This is a genomic window from Enterobacter pseudoroggenkampii (assembly GCF_026420145.1).
GTDB lineage: Bacteria > Pseudomonadota > Gammaproteobacteria > Enterobacterales > Enterobacteriaceae > Enterobacter > Enterobacter pseudoroggenkampii.
In genome coordinates this window covers 1-20,902 of sequence record NZ_JAPMLV010000010.1, presented here as the reverse complement: position 1 = coordinate 20,902, position 20,902 = coordinate 1, and the positions used below count along the sequence as shown (strand labels likewise).

16 protein-coding genes and 1 riboswitch are annotated in these 20,902 nt (G+C 56.6%); of the genes, 9 read left to right on the top strand and 7 right to left on the bottom strand.

All coding sequences use genetic code 11. The annotated features are described in order from the left end of the window. Positions 1-138 precede the first annotated feature (138 nt). Positions 139-2,319 (top strand): catalase/peroxidase HPI, encoded by a 2,181-nt coding sequence (katG, locus tag OTG14_RS22870; protein ID WP_090420868.1) that lies wholly within the window; start codon positions 139-141, stop codon positions 2,317-2,319. A 90-nt stretch (positions 2,320-2,409) separates the two neighbouring features. On the opposite strand, the gene gldA is transcribed toward katG, so the two are convergent. The 5 genes from gldA to argE all read right to left on the bottom strand — a co-directional run bounded on the left by gldA (position 2,410) and on the right by argE (position 9,245). Further along, a complete protein-coding gene (gldA, locus tag OTG14_RS22865) occupies positions 2,410-3,507 on the bottom strand; it encodes a bifunctional L-1,2-propanediol dehydrogenase/glycerol dehydrogenase (protein WP_248273393.1) in 1,098 nt (365 codons plus the stop codon). Between the two features lie 12 nt (positions 3,508-3,519). Then, on the bottom strand, positions 3,520-4,182 hold the full coding sequence (gene fsa, locus OTG14_RS22860; RefSeq protein WP_208763348.1) for a fructose-6-phosphate aldolase: 663 nt from the start codon (positions 4,180-4,182) through the stop codon (positions 3,520-3,522). A gap of 128 nt (positions 4,183-4,310) precedes the next feature. After that, positions 4,311-5,075, bottom strand: coding sequence for a helix-turn-helix transcriptional regulator (locus OTG14_RS22855; RefSeq protein ID WP_248273392.1), 765 nt, complete (start codon positions 5,073-5,075; stop codon positions 4,311-4,313). Between the two features lie 95 nt (positions 5,076-5,170). Beyond that, a complete protein-coding gene (gene ppc, locus OTG14_RS22850; RefSeq protein ID WP_024909175.1) occupies positions 5,171-7,822 on the bottom strand; it encodes a phosphoenolpyruvate carboxylase in 2,652 nt (883 codons plus the stop codon). Between the two features lie 271 nt (positions 7,823-8,093). Continuing rightward, positions 8,094-9,245: an acetylornithine deacetylase gene (gene argE / locus OTG14_RS22845; protein ID WP_008501790.1), complete on the bottom strand. Its 1,152-nt coding sequence runs from the start codon at positions 9,243-9,245 to the stop codon at positions 8,094-8,096. 88 nt (positions 9,246-9,333) lie between these two features. On the opposite strand from argE, the gene argC reads away from it, so the two are divergent. The 4 genes from argC (at position 9,334) to oxyR (ending at position 13,806) form a co-directional block, all read left to right on the top strand. Further along, on the top strand, positions 9,334-10,338 hold the full coding sequence (gene argC, locus OTG14_RS22840; RefSeq protein ID WP_024909174.1) for an N-acetyl-gamma-glutamyl-phosphate reductase: 1,005 nt from the start codon (positions 9,334-9,336) through the stop codon (positions 10,336-10,338). 6 nt (positions 10,339-10,344) lie between these two features. Then, positions 10,345-11,121, top strand: coding sequence for an acetylglutamate kinase (gene argB / locus OTG14_RS22835; protein WP_090420882.1), 777 nt, complete (start codon positions 10,345-10,347; stop codon positions 11,119-11,121). 77 nt (positions 11,122-11,198) lie between these two features. Further along, positions 11,199-12,572, top strand: a complete 1,374-nt coding sequence (gene argH, locus OTG14_RS22830) for an argininosuccinate lyase (RefSeq protein ID WP_048989422.1) — start codon at positions 11,199-11,201, stop codon at positions 12,570-12,572. Positions 12,573-12,879: 307 nt separating this feature from the next. Further along, the gene (oxyR, locus tag OTG14_RS22825) at positions 12,880-13,806 is read left to right on the top strand and encodes a DNA-binding transcriptional regulator OxyR (protein WP_023333839.1); all 927 of its coding nucleotides are present in this window, start codon (positions 12,880-12,882) and stop codon (positions 13,804-13,806) included. Here the strand turns inward: oxyR and sthA are convergent. Continuing rightward, positions 13,780-15,180 (bottom strand): Si-specific NAD(P)(+) transhydrogenase, encoded by a 1,401-nt coding sequence (gene sthA / locus OTG14_RS22820; protein WP_267215791.1) that lies wholly within the window; start codon positions 15,178-15,180, stop codon positions 13,780-13,782. The genes oxyR and sthA overlap by 27 nt on opposite strands. A gap of 196 nt (positions 15,181-15,376) precedes the next feature. On the opposite strand from sthA, the gene fabR reads away from it, so the two are divergent. Then, positions 15,377-16,015, top strand: a complete 639-nt coding sequence (gene fabR, locus OTG14_RS22815) for an HTH-type transcriptional repressor FabR (protein WP_008501784.1) — start codon at positions 15,377-15,379, stop codon at positions 16,013-16,015. Positions 16,016-16,024: 9 nt separating this feature from the next. Continuing rightward, the gene (locus OTG14_RS22810) at positions 16,025-16,384 is read left to right on the top strand and encodes a YijD family membrane protein (protein WP_008501783.1); all 360 of its coding nucleotides are present in this window, start codon (positions 16,025-16,027) and stop codon (positions 16,382-16,384) included. Between the two features lie 89 nt (positions 16,385-16,473). On the opposite strand, the gene trmA is transcribed toward OTG14_RS22810, so the two are convergent. Then, positions 16,474-17,574, bottom strand: coding sequence for a tRNA (uridine(54)-C5)-methyltransferase TrmA (gene trmA, locus OTG14_RS22805; protein WP_024909850.1), 1,101 nt, complete (start codon positions 17,572-17,574; stop codon positions 16,474-16,476). Between the two features lie 104 nt (positions 17,575-17,678). Continuing rightward, positions 17,679-17,854, top strand: a riboswitch (cobalamin riboswitch). Positions 17,855-17,920: 66 nt separating this feature from the next. Between trmA and btuB the strand changes: the two genes are divergently transcribed. Continuing rightward, positions 17,921-19,774 (top strand): TonB-dependent vitamin B12 receptor BtuB, encoded by a 1,854-nt coding sequence (btuB, locus tag OTG14_RS22800; RefSeq protein ID WP_024909851.1) that lies wholly within the window; start codon positions 17,921-17,923, stop codon positions 19,772-19,774. Then, positions 19,719-20,570: a glutamate racemase gene (gene murI / locus OTG14_RS22795; protein WP_048989427.1), complete on the top strand. Its 852-nt coding sequence runs from the start codon at positions 19,719-19,721 to the stop codon at positions 20,568-20,570. Before btuB ends, murI begins: the two co-directional genes overlap by 56 nt. Positions 20,571-20,902: the final 332 nt, after the last annotated feature.

The window sequence follows — 20,902 nt, the reverse complement described above, 5'->3', positions numbered from 1 at the left end:
GCCTTTGACGTACAAAACTCATGTATTTTCCATGGGAAATTAAACGGATTTAACTATCGAATCTGTGGGTTATCTCAACTATACCTTATCAACAAGGGCGTATATCGTAACGGTAACACTGTAAAAGGGAGCATAGCGATGAGCACGTCAGACGAAACCAATAAAGCGGCATCAGTCGGCAAATGCCCGTTCCATCAGGGCGGCGTCGATCACAGCGCGGGCGCAGGTACAGGCAGCCGCGACTGGTGGCCAAAACAACTCCGCATCGATCTTCTTAACCAACATTCCAATCGTTCGAACCCGCTGGGTGAAGACTTTGACTACCGCAAAGAATTTAGCAAGCTTGATTACTCCGCGCTGAAAGGCGATCTCAAAGCACTTTTAACCGACTCCCAACCGTGGTGGCCTGCCGACTGGGGCAGCTATGCGGGCCTGTTTATCCGTATGGCCTGGCATGGCGCGGGTACCTATCGCTCCGTTGACGGACGCGGTGGCGCAGGACGCGGTCAACAGCGCTTTGCGCCGCTGAACTCCTGGCCGGATAACGTGAGCCTGGATAAGGCGCGCCGTCTGCTGTGGCCCATCAAGCAAAAATACGGACAAAAAATTTCCTGGGCTGACCTGTTTATCCTCGCGGGTAACGTGGCGCTGGAGAACTCCGGCTTCCGCACCTTTGGTTTCGGTGCCGGGCGTGAAGACGTCTGGGAACCGGATCTGGACGTAAACTGGGGTGATGAAAAAGCCTGGCTGACCCACCGCGATCCGGAAGCGCTGGCGAAGCGTCCTCTGGCCGCCACCGAAATGGGCCTGATCTACGTGAACCCGGAAGGGCCAAACGCCAGCGGTGAACCGCTGTCAGCGGCGGCAGCGATTCGCGCGACCTTCGGCAACATGGGCATGAACGATGAAGAGACCGTCGCGCTGATTGCAGGCGGCCACACCCTCGGTAAGACTCACGGCGCGGGTGAAGCCACCCACGTGGGTACCGACCCGGAAGCCTCACCAATTGAAGCGCAGGGCCTGGGCTGGGCGAGCACGCTCGGCACGGGCGTGGGTGCTGATGCCATTACCTCCGGTCTGGAAGTCATCTGGTCACAAACCCCGACGCAGTGGAGCAACTACTTCTTCGAAAACCTGTTCAAATACGAATGGGTGCAGACCCGCAGCCCGGCAGGGGCGATTCAGTTTGAAGCCGTAGATGCACCGGAAATCATGCCCGATCCGTTCGACCCGTCGAAAAAACGCAAACCTACCATGCTGGTCACCGACCTGACGCTGCGTTTTGACCCGGAATTCGAGAAAATTTCCCGCCGCTTCCTGAACGACCCGCAGGCCTTCAACGAAGCCTTCGCGCGCGCGTGGTTCAAACTGACCCACCGTGATATGGGGCCAAAATCGCGTTACCTTGGCCCGGAAGTGCCGAAAGAAGATCTGATTTGGCAGGACCCGCTGCCGCAGGCGGTGTTCAACCCGTCGAAAGAAGACATTGAAAGCCTGAAGGCGGAAATTGCGGCCTCTGGTCTGTCCGTGAGCGAACTGGTTTCCGTTGCCTGGGCGTCAGCTTCAACCTTCCGCGGTGGCGATAAGCGTGGCGGCGCTAACGGCGCGCGTCTGGCGCTGGCGCCTCAGCGCGACTGGGATGTGAACGCCGCGGCGGTTCGCGCGTTGCCGGCTCTGGAAGCTATTCAGCGCACCACCAACAAAGCCTCACTGGCCGATATCATCGTGCTGGCGGGCGTGGTAGGCGTTGAGCAGGCCGCAAAAGCCGCAGGCGTGTACGTCACCGTACCGTTCGCCCCAGGCCGCGTGGATGCGCGTCAGGATCAGACGGATATCGAGATGTTTAACCTGCTCGAACCGGTTGCCGATGGTTTCCGCAACTACCGTGCGCAGGTGGATGTGTCCACCACGGAGTCACTGCTGATCGACAAAGCCCAGCAGCTGACGCTGACCGCGCCGGAGCTGACGGTGCTGATCGGCGGCCTGCGCGTGCTGGGTGCCAACTTTGATGGCAGCAAGAATGGCGTGTTCACCGACCGCGAGGGCGTGCTGAGCAACGATTTCTTCGTGAACCTGCTGGACATGAACACGCAGTGGAAGGCGACCGACGAATCCAATGAGCTGTTTGCCGGAAGCGATCGCGCCAGCGGTGAAGTGAAATATACCGCCACCCGCGCCGATCTGGTCTTCGGTTCGAACGCCGTTCTGCGCGCGCTGGCAGAGGTTTACGCTAGCGATGATGCGCATGAGAAGTTTGTCCGTGACTTCGTTGCCGCATGGGCGAAGGTGATGGATCTGGACCGGTTTGACCTGCAGTAACCCTTGTGCCGGGTGGCGCTAACGCTTACCCGGCCTACGGGCAAAAAAAATCCCCGCTGATGCGGGGATTTTTATTCACGCTATTTACTCTCACTCCTGCAGGAACCGCTGCCCATACTGGTCGGCTACCAGCAGTGCCGCATACACCTGATCCGGCGTTACGCCGCCGGGCATGTTGTGGATGGTTTCTCCTTCCGCACAGGACGCTTCCGCGATCAGACGCATTTTGGCCGGAATATCCTCTTTGATGTTCAGCTGTGCCAGCGTGATCGGCAGCCCAACGCTGTGACAAAGCGCGGCGACGGTCTCTATTTCTTCTACCGGCGCGTTTTCCAGTACCAGCTGCGTCAGCGTACCAAACGCCACTTTTTCGCCGTGATAGAAGTGATGCGCGTCCGGCACCGCCGTCATGCCGTTATGAATAGCGTGTGCTGCCGCCAGCCCGCCGCTTTCAAAGCCTACGCCGCTGAGATAGGTGTTGGCTTCGATAATGCGTTCCAGCGCCGGTGTAACCACATGCTGTTCCGCCGCCAGCATGGCTTTTTCACCCTCTTCAACCAGCGTGTTGTAGCACAGCTCGGCCAGCGCGAGTGCTGCCTGCGTACATTTGCCGCCCGCCATGGTGGTCGCACCGCTGCGCGAGCAGGCGCGTGCTTCAAACCACGTCGCCAGCGCATCGCCAATCCCGGCGGCCAGCAGACGTGCCGGCGCACCCGCTACCACTTTGGTATCGACGATAACCATGTTCGGGTTGTGAGGCAGCATCAGGTAGCGATCGAACTCACCGCTGTCGGTGTAAATGACGGAAAGGGCGCTGCATGGCGCATCGGTGGAGGCGATAGTTGGCGCAATAGCGACGGGTACGTCCATGAAATGGGCCAGCGCTTTGGCGGTATCCAGCGTTTTACCGCCGCCAATGCCCAGCACTGCCAGGCAGTCGGCGCTGTCGGCCAGCTTTTTCAGGCGATCGATTTCATTTTGTGAACATTCACCACCAAACGGCGCGATTTCGGCATGCAGTTCGGCTTTTTTAAAACTCTGACGCAGGGTCTCTTCGGCAAAACCCAGCACAAATTTATCGCCGACCACCAGCCAGCGATTGGCCAGGGGTTTCAGGTAGTCGCCGAGACGGGTAAGCACATCAGCGCCCTGGATATATTTCCCCGGCGATTGAATGATACGGTCCATAACAGTTCTCCCTTAGAGGTTGAGGTTACCAAACGCGTTTTTCCAGTCCTGCTCAAACTTCTCTATGGCTGACTCTACCGCTGGCGTGCCGAGCATGTGTTGCGCTACGTCTAAGGGAAGCGTGATTGCCTCGCATCCCGCCAACAGACAGTCCAGCGCCTGACGCGGCGTTTTGAAGCTGGCGGCCAGCACCTTGCTTTCCGGCGCGTGCAGTTCCAGCAGAGACTGCAGCTCCTGCACCATGCGAATGCCGTCACCGCCCTGCGCATCAACGCGGTTTACGTACGGCGCGACATATTTCGCCCCTGCGAGTGCGGCGAGCAAGCCCTGTGCAGCGCTATAAACGGCGGTCCCCAGAGTGGTTATCCCCTCTTTTTTCAACGCCTTGATCGCGGTAAGGCCCTCAGCCGTGACAGGGATTTTCACCACGATGTCCGGTATGGCGTTACTCAAACGTTTGGCTTCCGCCACCATGCCTTCGGCATCGCGGCTCATGGTTTGAGCAAACAGCGTGCCTTCCGGTCCGATGGCTTTTTGCAGACGCGGCAGCACGTCCCAGATGGATTCGCGGCTGGCGGCGATGATGCTCGGGTTGGTGGTGACGCCCGCAATAGGAAAGATGCGCGCCAGACGTTCAACTTCCGCCACGTTGGCGGTATCCAGGTACAGTTCCATTATTTTTCCTTAAGTCAAAAAGGTTGAATAAAGGATACGGCGCACCCAGGTGCGGCGAATACAGGTCAATTTTGCCAAATACTGGACAAATGTAATGTCCTTAGAGAAGTGAGAGAGCGATCACAATGCTACTTTTTGGCGATCAGCTGGCTGTGGTACTGGCGTCGATATTCGGAAGGGGAACGTTCGGTGTGCTTGCGAAAGAGACGGCAAAAGTAGTTGCTGTCCGTAAATCCGCAGCGTGTGGCGATATCTTTAATTTTGAGATCGTAGCCTTTCAGCAGCTGACGCGCATGTTCCAGGCGCGTTTTTGTTAAATATTCATTGAATCCGACGCTGCCGACTTTCTGGAATAGATGGGAAAGGTAGTTTGGTGAGATGTAGAACGCCTGTGCCACGGATTCGCGAGTTAACAAAGAGGCATAATTTTCTTCGATATAGCTCCGAACGGCTTCGAACAGTGCCCGGCTGCGGCTGTCAGTGTGAATTTCACTGCCAAGCAGATCCCGGCAGTGGCTGAGCAGGCTTAAAACTACCAGCCTTGCTGTGTCTTGTTCCTCAGGCTGCATCTGTAATTCGGTGAGCGTTTGCAGAAGAAAAGCCCCCGTTCGCGGACCACGTCGGGCAACCTGGAGTTGTTGTAAGAGCACATTGTCACGCTGTAACTCGATTGTAAGCTGCTGCTTACCGAAATGTATGCTCATGACGTGAGGCGCAGGATGCGTGGTTTGTCCAAAAAAAGAAAAAATCGCCTCGCTGGGGGTACCAAGGGTAATACGGAGGCAGGGATATGTGCGGGGATGCTGTTCAGCCAGCGCTGAGAAATGAATCTGACCCAGCGGTAACGTGCGGTTCACCAAGTCAGTCAAAATCTGGGTGATATCGGAATGCATAAGGAGACTACCGAAATTTGCCGGGTGGCGCTAACGCTTACCTGGCCTACTTAACGTAGGCCCGTGCAAGCGTTAGCGCCGCCGGGCATAAAGCATTAGCCGGTGTTACGCATACCCGCCGCAACGCCCGCAATCGTCACCATCAGCGCCTGTTCAACGCGCGGATCCGGCTCTTTACCTTCTTCTTCCGCCAGACGCGAACGGTGCAGCAGCTCTGCCTGCAGGACGTTCAGCGGGTCGGTGTAAATGTTACGCAGCTGAATAGACTCTGCAATCCACGGCAGGTCTGCCATCAGATGTGAGTCGTTGGCGATGTCCAGCACCACTTTGATGTCGCCTTCCAGCAGTTCGCGCAGCTCTTTACCCAGCGCCCACAGTTCAGGTTTCACCAGACGCTGGTCGTAGTATTCCGCCAGCCACAGGTCAGCTTTCGAGAAGACCATCTCCAGCATCCCCAGACGGGTAGAAAAGAACGGCCAGTCGCGGCACATGGTTTCCAGCTCGTTCTGTTTGCCGTCTTCCACCACTTTTTGCAGCGCAGCACCGGCGCCCAGCCAGGCGGGCAGCATCAGGCGGTTCTGCGTCCAGGCAAAGATCCACGGGATCGCGCGCAGAGACTCTACGCCACCGGTTGGGCGACGCTTCGCAGGACGTGAGCCCAGCGGCAGTTTACCCAGCTCCTGCTCAGGGGTGGCTGAACGGAAGTAAGGGACGAAATCTTTGTTTTCACGCACGTAGCCGCGGTACAGATCGCAGGAGATAGCCGACAGCTCGTCCATGATATGGCACCAGGAGGCTTTCGGCTCCGGCGGTGGCAGCAGGTTGGCTTCCAGGATCGCGCTGGTATAGAGCGACAGGCTGCTGATGGTCACTTCCGGCAGGCCGTATTTGAAGCGGATCATCTCGCCCTGCTCGGTGACGCGCAGGCCGCCTTTCAGGCTTCCCGGCGGCTGCGACAGCAGCGCTGCGTGCGCCGGTGCGCCGCCACGGCCAATTGAACCACCGCGTCCGTGGAACAGGGTCAGTTCAATACCGGCTTTCTCGCAGGTTTTGATCAGTGCGTCCTGCGCCTGATATTGCGCCCAGGATGCTGCCATCACGCCCGCGTCTTTCGCGGAGTCGGAATAGCCAATCATCACCATCTGTTTGCCCTGAATAAAGCCGCGGTACCAGTCGATATTCAACAGCTGGCTCATGACGTCGTTGGCATTGTTCAGGTCGTCGAGGGTCTCAAACAGCGGGGCGACCGGCAGGGCGTAGTCGATTCCCGCTTCTTTCAGCAGAAGGTGAACGCCAAGCACGTCGGACGGGGTCTTCGCCATGGAGATCACATAGGCGGCCACCGATCCTTTCGGCGCATCAACGATCGCTTTACAGGTGTTGAGCACTTCGCGGGTTTCGTTGCTTGGCTCCCAGTTGCGCGGCAGCAGAGGGCGCTTCGAGTTCAGCTCGCGGATCAGGAACGCCTGCTTGTCAGCTTCGGACCAGCTTTCATAATCGCCGATGCCGAGATAGCGGGTCAGCTCGCCCAGCGCTTCGGTATGACGGGTACTTTCCTGACGTACGTCGATACGCACCAGCGGCACGCCGAAACACTTCACGCGACGCAGGGTGTCGAGCAGTTCGCCGTTAGCGATGATACCCATCCCGCAGGCCTGCAGTGATTTATAACAGGCGTAAAGCGGCTCCCAGAGCTGTTCGTTCTGGCTGAGCAGGCCTTCTGGTTTTGGCAGGCGCTGGCCTTTCAGGCGTGCTTCCAGCCAGGCCTGAGTGGCCATCAGCTGACCACGCAGCTTTTTCATCAGGAAACGGTACGGCTCGCTGGCGCCTTCTTCGCCGGCGAGCGCGCGCAGTTCTGGCGTCGCTTCAACCATCGACAGCTCGGAGATCAATACCTGAATATCTTTCAGGAACAGATCGGTCGCTTTCCAGCGGCTCAGCAGCAGGACGTGGCGGGTGATTTCCGCGGTCACGTTCGGGTTGCCGTCGCGGTCACCGCCCATCCAGGAGGTGAAGCGCACCGGAACAAAATCAACCGGCAGGCGGTAGCCGAGGTTCTCTTCCAGCTGTTCGTTCAGCTCGCGCAGGTAGTTCGGTACCCCTTCCCACAGGCTGTTTTCCACCACCGCAAAACCCCATTTGGCTTCGTCGACCGGGCTTGGGCGATGCTTACGAATTTCATCGGTGTGCCAGGACTGGGCAATCAGCTGGCGCAGACGGCGCATCAGCTGGTTGCGTTCGTAGTCGGCAATGTCTTTGTTATCCAGCTGCTTGAGGCAGTTGTTCACTTCCACCATTTTGTGGATCAGAGTGCGACGGGTAATTTCGGTTGGGTGTGCGGTCAGCACCAACTCCAGCGAAAGCGACTCCACCGCTTTTTTGATGGTGGCTTCGTTGAGGTCTGGCTGGTCTTTCAGTTTACGAAGGGTGCGGGCAATGACTTCCGGGTTGCTGGCCGCTTCGCCGTTTGGCGAAATGCTGTGGTATTGCTCAGCGGTGTTGGCCAGGTTCAGGAACTGGCTGAATGCGCGTGCAACGGGCAGCAGCTCATCGTTAGAGAGGTTCTGCAAGGTGGTGAGCAGCTCCTGACGACTGGCCTCGTTACCGGCGCGGGAAGATTTAGACAGCTTGCGGATGGTTTCAACGCGGTCGAGGATGTTCTCCCCCAACGCATCTTTGATGGTATCTCCAAGCACTTTGCCGAGCATACTGACATTACTACGCAACGCGGAATATTGTTCGTTCATAAAAACCCAGTCACCCCATCATTTTTGTTTATGCCCAGGCGAAAATCTTCTGGACATTATTTTGTCATCTCCCTTTATAAAGCCACGTAAAACCCCCGTCGTCAATTGCTGCGAAAACGGTTCAGCAAACGAATAAATGCGGGCAATTTACGAAATTTAATTCGCATTGCGTCAGATAAGAGATGCTTATGGGAATGTGACGGAGATCATGCGATTTGTTGCCCTCACCCTAACCCTCTCCCACAGGGAGAGGGGACTCTTCGGTATGGTTTTAATGCCAGCAGAAGTGATGCACAACCTGGGTAATCAGTTCGCGGGTGGGTTTGATAAAGCGGGTTTCCAGATATTCATCCGGCTGGTGGGCCTGGTTGATGGAGCCAGGGCCAAGGACCAGGGTAGGGCACAGCGTCTGAATAAACGGCGCTTCGGTGCAGTAGTTCACCACGTCGGTTTTCTCACCGAGCAGTTTTTCCACAACTTCAACCAGCTGATGGTCCGGCGGGCATTCGTAACCCGGGATCGGTGGGTGCAGCTCGGAGACCGTCAGACGGCCCGGCCAGCGCTCGCTCACCGGGGCCAGCGCCTCATTCAACAGGCCGTCAAGATCGCTCAGGGTCATGCCCGGCAGCGGGCGGATATCCATGTGCAGTTCGCAGCAGGCGCAGATACGGTTGGAGGCATCACCCCCGTGCAGGCTGCCGAGGTTCAGCGTCGGATACGGCACGGTGAACGCCTCGTAGTGATAGCGTTCTTTCAGATCGTCGCGCAGGGTCATGATGCGGCCGATGGCGTCATGCATCAGCTCGATGGCGTTCACGCCGCGCGCCGGATCGCTGGAGTGGCCGGACTGGCCCAGCACGCGCACGGCGGTAGAAATATGGCCTTTGTGCGCGCGGATCGGCTGCAGCGACGTTGGCTCACCGATAATGGCGCAATCCGGGCGAATCGAGGTGTTTTCAGAGAAGTAGCGCGCCCCCGCCATGCTGGTTTCTTCATCGGCGGTCGCCAGAATGTAGAGCGGTTTTTTCAGCTTCGTCACGTCCACATCACGCAGCGCGTCGAGGATAAAGGCGAAGAAGCCTTTCATGTCGGCGGTGCCCAGACCGTAGAGCTTGTTGTCGTGCTCGGTCAGGGTGAACGGATCGCGCGTCCAGCGGCCATCATCAAACGGCACGGTGTCGGTATGACCGGCCAGCAGCAGGCCGCCCGCACCGGTTCCGGTGCTGGCGAGCAGGTTAAATTTGTGGCGAGTGCCGGGGACGGGCTGAACCTCAACGTTAAACCCAAGATCGCTAAACCAACCCGCCAGCAGATTGATTAAAGACTCATTGCTCTGATCCAGCGCTTCTTCCGTTGCGCTGATAGACGGTGTGGCAATCAGGGCGCGGTAGATCTCGATAAATGGCGGTAAGTTCATTTTCATTGTTGACACACCTTAGGTCGTGATAGTATCAATATTCATGCAATAAATGTGAATAAAAATACATTAACGTTGAGCATAAAGGAACCCGATGTTGAATACGCTGATTGTAGGCGCTAGCGGTTATGCGGGCGCAGAGCTTGTAAGCTACGTGAATCGCCATCCACATATGACCATAACCGCTTTGACCGTGTCAGCGCAAAGCAATGATGCAGGAAAGTTAATTTCCGATTTGCATCCGCAGCTTAAGGGCCTGGTCGATCTGCCGCTACAGCCCATGTCTGACATCAGCGAGTTTACCGACGGCGTCGACGTGGTGTTTTTAGCCACCGCGCATGAGGTCAGCCACGACCTGGCGCCGCAGTTTCTGGCGGCCGGCTGCGTGGTCTTCGACCTCTCCGGCGCGTTCCGCGTTAACGACGGCGCGTTCTACGAAAAATATTACGGTTTCACCCATCAGCACCCTGATCTGCTTGAAAAAGCGGTGTACGGCCTGGCGGAGTGGAGCGCAGATAAACTGAAAGAAGCGGACCTGATTGCCGTTCCGGGCTGCTACCCGACGGCGGCGCAGCTTTCCCTGAAGCCGCTGATCGACGCGGGCCTGCTGGATCTGAACCAGTGGCCGGTGATCAACGCCACCAGCGGCGTGAGCGGTGCAGGGCGTAAGGCGGCAATCTCCAATAGCTTCTGCGAAGTGAGCCTTCAGCCGTATGGCGTGTTTAATCACCGTCATCACCCTGAAATCACGACGCATCTGGGCGCGGACGTCATTTTCACCCCGCACCTGGGCAGCTTCCCGCGTGGGATCCTCGAAACCATCACCTGTCGCCTGAAACCGGGCGTGACCAAAGAGCAGGTGAGCGAGGTCTTCACGCAGGCGTATGCGGATAAACCGCTGGTGCGCCTGTACGACAAAGGCGTGCCGGCGCTGAAAAACGTGGTCGGTCTGCCGTTCTGCGATATCGGCTTTGCCGTTCAGGGTGAGCATCTCATCGTGGTGGCCGCAGAAGATAACTTACTGAAAGGCGCTGCCGCACAGGCAATGCAGTGTGCAAATATTCGTTTCGGTTTCCCGGAAACGCAGGCTCTTATTTAAGGTGTGATGATGAACCCATTAATTATCAAACTCGGTGGTGTACTGCTGGACAGCGAAGAAGCGCTGGAGCGTCTGTTTACCGCGCTGGTGAACTATCGCGAATCACATCAACGTCCGCTGGTGATTGTGCACGGCGGTGGCTGTGTGGTGGATGAGTTGATGAAAGGGCTCAACCTGCCGGTGAAAAAGAAGAACGGCCTGCGCGTGACGCCTGCGGATCAGATTGACATCATTACCGGCGCGCTGGCGGGTACGGCGAACAAAACGCTGCTGGCGTGGGCGAAGAAACACCATATTGCGTCCGTGGGCCTCTATCTGGGCGATGGCGACAGCGTAAAAGTGACCCAGCTCGACGAAGAACTCGGCCACGTTGGACTGGCGCAGCCAGGTTCGCCTAAGCTGATTAACACGCTGCTGGAAGGCGGTTTCCTGCCGGTGGTGAGCTCCATCGGCGTGACCGAAGAGGGCGAGCTGATGAACGTTAACGCTGACCAGGCGGCGACCGCGCTGGCGGCAACGCTGGGTGCGGACCTGATCCTGCTCTCCGACGTGAGCGGCATTCTGGACGGTAAAGGTCAGCGCATCGCGGAAATGACGGCTGAGAAAGCCGAGCAGCTGATTGCTCAGGGCATTATTACCGACGGCATGATCGTCAAAGTGAACGCCGCGCTGGATGCGGCACGCACGCTCGGCCGCCCGGTGGATATCGCCTCATGGCGTCACGCGGAGCAGCTTCCGGCGCTGTTTAACGGCACGCCGATTGGCACGCGTATTTTAGCGTAATCGATTTAATGTTTTGTAGGCCCGGTAAGCGCAGCGCCACCGGGCAATGAAATTCAAAGATATTAAGGAAGCATGTTATGGCACTTTGGGGTGGGCGTTTTACACAGGCAGCGGATCAGCGGTTCAAACAGTTCAACGACTCTTTACGCTTCGACTACCGCCTGGCCGAACAGGATATTGTCGGCTCTGTGGCCTGGTCCAAAGCGCTGGTAACGGTAGGCGTACTGACCGCAGACGAACAATTACAGCTGGAAGAAGCGCTGAACAATCTGCTGGAAGAGGTGCGTCTGGATCCGCAGCAAATCCTGCAGAGCGATGCCGAAGATATTCACAGCTGGGTGGAAGGCAAACTGATCGACAAAGTCGGCCAGCTGGGTAAAAAGCTGCACACCGGGCGCAGCCGTAACGACCAGGTCGCCACCGACCTGAAGCTGTGGTGTAAAGATACCGTCGGCGAACTGCTGGCGGCCAACCGTCAGCTGCAGAGCGCGCTGGTGGAAACCGCGCAGAACAACCAGGACGCGGTGATGCCGGGTTATACCCACCTGCAGCGCGCGCAGCCGGTGACCTTTGCGCACTGGTGTCTGGCCTACGTTGAGATGCTGGCGCGTGATGAAAGCCGTCTGCAGGATACCCTGAAACGTCTGGACGTCAGCCCGCTGGGCAGCGGCGCGCTGGCGGGTACCGCTTACGAAATCGACCGTGAACAGCTGGCAGGCTGGCTGGGCTTTGCCTCCGCCACCCGTAACAGCCTGGACAGCGTCTCTGACCGCGACCACGTGCTGGAGCTGCTCTCCAATGCGTCTATCGGGATGGTTCACCTCTCGCGCTTTGCCGAAGACCTTATCTTCTTCAACTCCGGTGAAGCCGGGTTCGTCGAGCTGTCCGACCGCGTGACCTCAGGTTCATCCCTGATGCCGCAGAAGAAAAACCCGGACGCGCTCGAGCTGATCCGCGGCAAATGTGGCCGCGTGCAGGGTGCGCTGACCGGCATGATGATGACTCTGAAAGGGCTGCCGCTGGCGTACAACAAAGACATGCAGGAAGACAAAGAAGGGCTGTTCGACGCGCTCGACACCTGGCTGGACTGCCTGCACATGGGCGCGCTGGTGCTGGACGGCATTCAGGTGAAACGTCCGCGCTGCCAGGAAGCGGCGCAGCAGGGCTATGCGAACTCTACCGAACTGGCGGATTATCTGGTGGCGAAGGGCGTACCGTTCCGTGAAGCGCACCATATTGTCGGTGAAGCGGTTGTGGAAGCCATTCGTCAGGGTAAACCGCTGGAGGATCTGGCGCTGGCCGATCTGCAGAAGTTCAGCGCGGTTATCGGGGATGATGTGTATCCGATTCTGGCGCTGCAGTCCTGTCTGGACAAGCGTGCCGCGAAAGGCGGCGTGTCGCCGAAGCAGGTGGCGCAGGCGATTGCGGATGCGAAAAACCGGCTGGTTTGAACCGTGCGGGCTGGTGCCCTCACCCCGGCCCTCTCCCACAGGGAGAGGGAGAAAAACGGAGCCTGGCTTAGCGCTGGGCTTTTTTTTTACGCAAAAAAAAAGCGGACCACGGGGTCCGCAAAAGTTCACGTTGGCTTTAGTTGTTCGAGTTTTGAGAGAAACTCGCTGACGGTGCGGGGACGTCAAGGGTCAAACACGTGCCGCCTCGTCTATGTGGTGTATTATTCAACAGAATGCTTGATAGGGATAATCGTTCGTTGCTATGCTATCTATCGCCATGAACTATCGTGGCGACGGAGGATGAATAATGAATATTCGTGATCTTGAATACCTGGTAGCGTTAGCCGAGCATCGTCACTTTCGCCGCGCGGCAGATTCCTGTCACGTCAGCCAGCCCACGCTGAGTGGCCAGATCCGCAAGCTGGAAGACGAGCTGGGCGTGATGCTGCTGGAGCGCACCAGTCGTAAGGTTCTGTTCACACAGGCAGGTCTTCTGCTGGTGGATCAGGCGCGCACCGTGCTGCGCGAGGTCAAAGTGCTCAAGGAAATGGCAAGCCAGCAGGGGGAGGCGATGTCCGGCCCGCTGCATATTGGCCTGATCCCAACCGTTGGCCCGTACCTGTTGCCGCACATCATTCCGATGCTGCACCAGACGTTCCCGAAACTCGAAATGTACCTGCACGAAGCGCAAACCCATCAGCTGCTGGCGCAGTTAGATAGCGGCAAGCTCGACTGCGCCATTCTGGCACTGGTAAAAGAGAGTGAAGCCTTTATTGAAGTGCCGCTGTTCGATGAGCCGATGATGCTGGCGATCTATGAAGATCACCCGTGGGCGAACCGCGATCGCGTGCCGATGGCCGATCTGGCGGGTGAAAAGCTGCTGATGCTGGAAGATGGCCACTGCCTGCGCGACCAGGCGATGGGCTTCTGCTTCGAAGCGGGTGCGGATGAGGATACCCATTTCCGCGCAACAAGCCTGGAAACGCTGCGTAACATGGTCGCGGCGGGAAGCGGTATAACGCTGCTGCCTGCGCTGGCCGTGCCGCGCGAGCGTAAGCGTGATGGCGTGGTCTATTTGCCGTGCATCAAGCCGGAGCCGCGTCGCACTATCGGCCTGGTATATCGTCCGGGTTCACCGCTGCGCAGCCGCTATGAGCAGCTGGCAGAGGCCATCCGTGGTTCGATGGATGGCCATTTCGACAGCGCGTTAAAACAGGCGGTTCAGGCCGTTTAGGGCCGCTACCCGGTAGGCTTCCGCCATGGTCGGGTAATTAAAGGTGGTGTTAACGAAGTACTCAATGGTGTTACCACCACCTTTCTGCTCCATTATCGCCTGGCCGATATGAATGATTTCCGCGGCGCGTTCACCAAAGCAGTGAATCCCGAGGATCTCTTTCGTCTCGCGATGGAACAGAATTTTCAGCGTACCCACGCTCATCCCCACGATTTGCGCCCGCGCCAGATGTTTAAACTGCGCACGACCCACCTCGTAAGGCACCTTCATAGACGTCAGCTGCTGCTCGGTTTTCCCTACGGAACTGATTTCCGGGATGGTGTAGATGCCCGTCGGGATATCTTCAATCAGATGCGCCGTCGCTTCGCCTTTCACCAGCGCCTGAGCCGCAATGCGTCCCTGGTCGTAAGCGGCTGAGGCCAGGCTTGGGTAGCCAATCACGTCGCCGACCGCATAAACGTGCGGCAGGGCGGTCTGATACATGCTGTTGACCTTCAGCTGACCGCGGCTGTCGGTCTCGAGTCCGATAATTTCCAGCTGCAGGGAATCGGTGTTGCCGGTACGGCCGTTGGCGTACAGCAGGCAGTCTGCTTTCAGCTTCTTGCCGGACTTCAGGTGCATGATCACCCCGTCGTCGCAGCCTTCGATCTTCTCGTACTCTTCGTTGTGGCGAATGACCACGCCGCTGTTCCAGAAGTGGTAGGAGAGCGAATCTGACATCTCCTGATCGAGGAACGCCAGCAGGCGGTCGCGGGTGTTGATCAGGTCAACTTTGACGTCCATTCCTCGGAAGATCGACGCATATTCGCAGCCGATGACCCCTGCGCCATAGATAATGACGTGGCGGGGTTCATGGTGCAGGCTCAGAATCGAGTCGCTGTCGTAGACGCGCGGGTGCGAGAAGTCCACGTCGGCCGGATGGTATGGGCGTGAACCGCAGGCAATTACAAATTTTTCAGCGGTAATAGTTTCAACCGACCCGTCGTGGCATTCGAGCGCCAGGGTGTGTTCATCCACAAAATGCGCGTTGCCCTGCAAAATTTCGCAGTGGTTACGCTCATAAAACCCCTGACGCATACGCGTCTGCTGGTTAATGACGGTATCCGCGTGATTCAGGATGTCGGCAAAAGATGAACGAAGAAGTCGGGAATGGTCGCTGTAAAGAGGGTTCTGGTTAAATTCGATAATGCGGCTAACGGCGTGGCGGAGGGCTTTCGAAGGGATGGTGCCCCAGTGGGTGCAACCGCCGCCGACATTATGGTAGCGCTCGATGACCGCTACTCTGGCTCCCTGTTTCACCAGACCCATAGCAGCGCCTTCGCCGCCGGGGCCGGAACCAATAACTATTGCGTCGTAATCGTAGGAATGTGGCATGGCAAGGCTTACCTGTTCTTATACATAAAAGCAACAGAATCATAACATCATTGCCAGAGTAACCCAATTATCGTTGTGCTTTTTTCCGGCAGTGGAGCACAAACCGCACGTAAACAATCATTCACAAAGCCAGGCAAACAGATTAATTTTATTCTCTGGTATAGTGCCATCAGGCCTTTGGAAGGATTCAACTATCGTGATGGGCGTAAGAGCACAACAAAAAGAGAAAACCCGGCGTTCGCTGGTGGAAGCCGCATTCAGTCAACTGAGTGCCGAGCGGAGTTTTGCCAGTTTGAGCCTGCGCGAAGTCGCACGCGAGGCCGGGATTGCGCCAACGTCCTTCTATCGTCACTTCCGTGATGTGGATGAACTGGGCCTGACCATGGTCGACGAGAGCGGCCTGATGCTGCGTCAGCTGATGCGCCAGGCGCGTCAGCGTATCGCCAAAGGGGGCAGCGTGATCCGCACCTCCGTATCGACCTTTATGGAATTTATCGGCAACAATCCCAACGCGTTTCGTCTGCTTCTGCGCGAGCGTTCGGGCACATCGGCAGCGTTTCGTGCCGCCGTCGCGCGCGAAATTCAGCACTTCATCGCGGAACTTGCCGACTATCTTGAACTCGAAAACCATATGCCGCGTGCGTTTACTGAAGCACAGGCCGAGGCGATGGTGACGATTGTATTCAGCGCGGGTGCCGAAGCGCTGGACGTCAGCATTGAACAACGCAAGCAGCTCGAAGAGCGACTGGTATTACAGCTCAGGATGATCTCCAAAGGCGCGTACTACTGGTATCGCCGTGAACAAGAGAAACTGGCACATCAAACCGAAGAGTGAAGGTGAGTAATGAAACAGTCAGGTCAGGATAAAGGGACGCTGTTGCTGGCATTGATCGCTGGCTTATCCATTAATGGTACGTTTGCCGCTATTTTTAGCTCAATCGTGCCGTTTTCGATTTTCCCGCTTATTGCGCTGGTGCTGACGGTGTACTGCCTGCATCAACGTTACCTGAACCGCACCATGCCGGTGGGGTTACCGGGGCTGGCCGCCGCCTGCTTTATTCTGGGCGTATTGCTGTACAGCACCGTGGTTCGCGCGGAATATCCGGATATCGGCTCTAACTTCTTCCCTGCGGTACTGTCTGTGGCGCTGGTGTTCTGGATTGGCTCGCGCATGCGTAGCCGTAAGAGCCAGTTACCAGAGTAAAGGGTTTTGTCATTGTAGGCCGGATAAGCGAAGCGTCATCCGGCTTTTTTGGCAGGTGGCGCTTCGCTTACCTGCCCTACAAGGCCACATTACTTCGCCGTGAGCAGTACACCGCACTCCATATGGTGCGTATACGGGAACTGATCGAACAGCGCCAGACGTTCAATATTGTGCGTCTGGCCTAATGTTTCGAGATTCTTGCACAGCGTCTCCGGGTTACAGGAGATGTACAAAATACGCGGGTACGCCTGCACCATCTTCTCTGTTTCGCTGTCCAGGCCACTGCGCGGCGGGTCGACAAAAATCGTCTCACACTGGTAGCTCTTCAGATCGATCCCTTCCAGGCGGTTAAACTGGCGAACGCCGTTCATGGCCTGGGTAAACTCTTCAGCGGCCATGCGAATGATCTGCACGTTGTCGATATGGTTAGCGGCAATGTTGTACTGCGCGGCGGCCACCGACGGCTTGGCGATTTCCGTTGCCAGCACGCGATCGAAGTTACGCGCCAGCGCCAGCGAGAAGTTGCCGTTACCGCAGTAGAGCTCAAGCAGATCGCCCGTTGACCCTTCCGTCGCCTTCAGCGCCCACTCCAGCATCTGCACGTTCATCGCGGCGTTCGGCTGGGTGAAGCTGTTCTCGACCTGACGGTAAACCATCTCTCTACCCGCTACCGGCAGGCGCTCGTCGATGTAGTCCTGATCCAGCATGATTTTGGTTTTGGTCGCGCGGCCAATCAGGTGAACGTTGATGTTCTGCGCACGCAGCGCATCGCGTAGCGCTTCCGCCTGCTCGCGCCACTCGTCGTTAAGCGCTTTGTGATACAGCAGAGAGACAATCGCCTGATTGCTTTGCGTGGTCAGGTAGTCAATCTGGAAAAGCTTGTTACGCAGTACCGGATTGTTACGCACACCGTCCATTATCAGCGTCATTAACTGGTTAATGAGCTCGCTCGCCGCCGGAAAGCTGTCCACGCGGATACGGGATTTTGTCTGCTGATCGAAAATGATGTGGTACAGGTCGTCACCGTCGTGCCAGATGCGGAACTCGGCGCGCATGCGGTAGTGGCTGACAGGAGAGCGGAACACCTCGGGAACGGGCGCGTTGAAAGGCGTCATCATACTTTGCAGGCGGACAACTTTCTCTGCCAGCTGCGCGTCGTACTGTTCTGTCGGGAGGTGTTCTGGGGTCATGATGCGTCCTGAGTGATAAAGAATTACGCGGCGATTGTAGGCATTGTTCAGGGGATGTCCAGATTTAATGGCCAATAGCTGTCTGGACATCCATACGTGTCTAATTGTAGCATTCTGTTTCCGGTCTCCTGAGAGTGAAAAGGGAATCCAGTGTAAATCTGGAGCTGACGCGCAGCGGTAAAGACTGGCGGGATGAGCGTTGTAGACACTGTGTAAATGGGAAGTCTTCATCCTTATATAGCCACCTAGCCCGAAGACCTGCCGGGATCACGTCGCATTTGGTTTCATCATCGCGTGCTATCGATGAGGCCTGCGGCATCCTTCTTATATTGTGGATGCTTTAACAATGATTAAAAAAGTATCGCTGTTGACGGCGTTGTCCGTCACGGCATTTTCGGGCTGGGCGCAGGACAGCGCCGACTCGTTGGTGGTGACGGCAAATCGTTTTGAACAACCGGCAAAAACTGTTCTGGCACCGACGTCCGTCGTGACGCGTGAAGACATTGAGCGCTGGCAGGCAAAGAGCGTGGTGGAAATCATGTCACGTCTGCCTGGTGTGGATATCGCGCAAAGCGGTGGAATGGGTTCGAACTCTTCGACTTTTATTCGCGGAACGGAATCTCGCCATGTGCTGGTGCTGGTTGACGGTATTCCTTTGAATAACGCCGGGATCAGCAACGTTCCCGATCTGAGCCAAATCCCGACCTCGCTGATTCAGCGTATTGAGTACATCCGTGGTCCGCGTTCAGCCCTGTATGGCTCCGACGCGATTGGTGGCGTGATTAACATCATTACCGGACGTGATAAGCCGGGTGCAGAAATCTCAGCGGGCGTTGGCTCTAAGGGATATCAGACCTATGATGGCGCCTTCCAGCAGGTGCTGGATAAAACCAAAATCACCATGGCCGGTAACTACACCTATACCCGGGGTTTTGACATCGCTGCAAAAGATGCGCCGCGCCAGCCTGACCGCGATGGCTTTATGAGTAAATCGCTGTACGGCTCCGTGGAACAGCAGATTACCGACAGCGTGAGCGGCTTCTTCCGTGGCTTTGGTTATGACAACCGCACCGCGTATGACGGTTACGATCACTACGACGCCAACTTTATGGTGGATGGACGACCTGATACTCGCCAGCTCTACAGCCAGAACTGGGATACCGGTCTGCGTTACAACCAGGGGATTTTCCAGTCACAGCTGGTGGCGGGTTACGGTCGCAGTAAAGATCAGAACTATGATCCGAAGAAAGGGCGTTACGCTGATTCCGCCACCATGGATGACGTGAAGCAGTACACCACCCAATGGCTCAACACCGTAGAAGTCGGTCACGGCAACATTGGCGCAGGTCTGGACTGGCAAAAGCAGAAGACCCAGGCTGGAACGGGCTATCTGGAGAAAGGTTACGAGCAACGCAATACCGGCGTGTTTGTTTCGGCGATGCAGCAGTTCAGCAGCGTGACGCTTGAAGCGGCGGCGCGTAATGACGACAACTCCAACTTTGGTAACCATGGAACATGGCAAACCAGCGCAGCGTGGGAGTTTGTGGAGGGCTATCGCGTCATTGCCTCCTACGGTACCGCTTTTAAAGCACCGACCATGAGCCAAATCCACAGTGCCTCTTACGGTAATCCGGACCTTAAACCGGAGGAGAGTAAGCAGTGGGAAGGGGGCTTTGAAGGCCTGACGGGACCGGTCAACTGGCGTATCACCGGTTATCGCAATGACATTGATAATCTTATTAGCAGCGATCCGCATACGTATCGTTACTACAACGTTGACGAAGCACGTATTAAAGGTGTGGAAGCGACGGCACAGTTCGATACTGGCCCGGTCGGACATCAGATTTCCTATGATTATGTCGACCCGCGTAATGCCAAAACCAACGAAGTACTGGCCCGTCGTTCTAAGCAGCAGGTTAAGTACCAGCTTGACTGGCAGGTATGGGATCTCGACTGGAACCTTGCCTACCGTTATCTGGGCACCCGCTATGATGTCGCGATTGATCCAGACACCTATTCGTCAGAACGCGTGAAAATGGGCGGTGTCAGTCTGTGGGATGTCGCAGTTTCGTATCCTGTCACCTCACATCTCACAGTTCGTGGTAAAATAGCCAATCTGTTCGATAAAGATTACGAGACAGTTTATGGCTACCAAACTGCAGGACGGGAATACACCTTGTCTGGCAGCTACACCTTCTAATCCGCGTCCCACCGTGCTGGTGTTTGATTCCGGCGTCGGTGGGCTTTCGGTCTATGATGAGATTCGGCATCTTCTGCCGGATCTCCATTACATCTACGCCTTCGATAACGTCGCTTTCCCGTACGGGGAAAAGAGCGAAGATTTTATTGTTGAGCGTGTGGTGGAAATCGTCACTGCGGTACAAAAGCGCTATCCCCTTGCGCTGGCCGTCATCGCCTGTAATACGGCGAGCACCGTTTCTCTTCCCGCCCTGCGTGAAAAATTCCAGTTCCCGGTTGTGGGCGTCGTTCCTGCAATAAAGCCTGCCGCGCGTCTGACGGCGAACGGCATTGTGGGCTTGCTGGCCACGCGAGGTACGGTAAAGCGTCCTTATACCCGCGAGCTGATCGACCGTTTTGCAAACGAATGCCAGATAGCGATGCTGGGTTCGGCTGAGCTGGTGGAGATGGCTGAAGCGAAGCTGCATGGCAAGGCGGTATCACTCGAGGAGCTGCGTCGTATTCTACGTCCGTGGCTGCGAATGCCCGAACCTCCGGATACCGTTGTGCTGGGCTGTACCCACTTCCCGCTATTACAGGAAGAGCTATTGGAGGTGCTGCCGGAGGGGACGCGCCTGGTGGATTCCGGTGCGGCTATTGCCCGTCGTACGGCCTGGTTGCTGGAGCATGAAGCGCCGGATGCGAAATCTACCGATGCGAATATCGCGTTTTGTATGGCTATCACGAAAGAGACTGAGCAACTTTTACCCGTTTTACGCCGTTATGGCTTTGAAACGCTCGAAAAACTGGCGCTGTAGCACGGTTTTGAGCAAAAAAGAGACGGTTGAAAGTTTTTTTTAAAAGAGGGGTTGTCAACGTCTGAGAACTCCCTATAATGCGCCTCCACTGACACGGAACAACGGCTTACAGGCCGCCGGGTTAGCGGGGTTCAGAGATGAACGCCAGCAGAGAAAAGCGAAAATAATCACTTGACTCTGAATGAGGAAAACGTAATATACGGGACCTCGCAACGGTGAGCTTAACGCCGCGTTGCAACTGCTCTTTAACAATTTATCAGACAATCTGTGTGGGCACTCAAAGTGACATGGATTCTTAACGTCCTCGGACGAAAAATGAATACCAAGTCTCT

Bases quoted from the DNA above. Each gene is read 5' to 3' on its own strand.
- argB (WP_090420882.1), top strand. From the start codon at position 10,345: ATGATGAACCCATTAATTATCAAACTCGGTGGTGTACTGCTGGACAGC.
- argH (WP_048989422.1), top strand. From the start codon at position 11,199: ATGGCACTTTGGGGTGGGCGTTTTACACAGGCAGCGGATCAGCGGTTC.
- trmA (WP_024909850.1), bottom strand. From the start codon at position 17,574: ATGACCCCAGAACACCTCCCGACAGAACAGTACGACGCGCAGCTGGCA.
- sthA (WP_267215791.1), bottom strand. From the start codon at position 15,180: ATGCCACATTCCTACGATTACGACGCAATAGTTATTGGTTCCGGCCCC.
- argE (WP_008501790.1), bottom strand. From the start codon at position 9,245: ATGAAAATGAACTTACCGCCATTTATCGAGATCTACCGCGCCCTGATT.
- murI (WP_048989427.1), top strand. From the start codon at position 19,719: ATGGCTACCAAACTGCAGGACGGGAATACACCTTGTCTGGCAGCTACA.
- OTG14_RS22855 (WP_248273392.1), bottom strand. From the start codon at position 5,075: ATGCATTCCGATATCACCCAGATTTTGACTGACTTGGTGAACCGCACG.
- ppc (WP_024909175.1), bottom strand. From the start codon at position 7,822: ATGAACGAACAATATTCCGCGTTGCGTAGTAATGTCAGTATGCTCGGC.
- oxyR (WP_023333839.1), top strand. From the start codon at position 12,880: ATGAATATTCGTGATCTTGAATACCTGGTAGCGTTAGCCGAGCATCGT.
- btuB (WP_024909851.1), top strand. From the start codon at position 17,921: ATGATTAAAAAAGTATCGCTGTTGACGGCGTTGTCCGTCACGGCATTT.
- OTG14_RS22810 (WP_008501783.1), top strand. From the start codon at position 16,025: ATGAAACAGTCAGGTCAGGATAAAGGGACGCTGTTGCTGGCATTGATC.
- argC (WP_024909174.1), top strand. From the start codon at position 9,334: ATGTTGAATACGCTGATTGTAGGCGCTAGCGGTTATGCGGGCGCAGAG.
- gldA (WP_248273393.1), bottom strand. From the start codon at position 3,507: ATGGACCGTATCATTCAATCGCCGGGGAAATATATCCAGGGCGCTGAT.
- katG (WP_090420868.1), top strand. From the start codon at position 139: ATGAGCACGTCAGACGAAACCAATAAAGCGGCATCAGTCGGCAAATGC.
- fsa (WP_208763348.1), bottom strand. From the start codon at position 4,182: ATGGAACTGTACCTGGATACCGCCAACGTGGCGGAAGTTGAACGTCTG.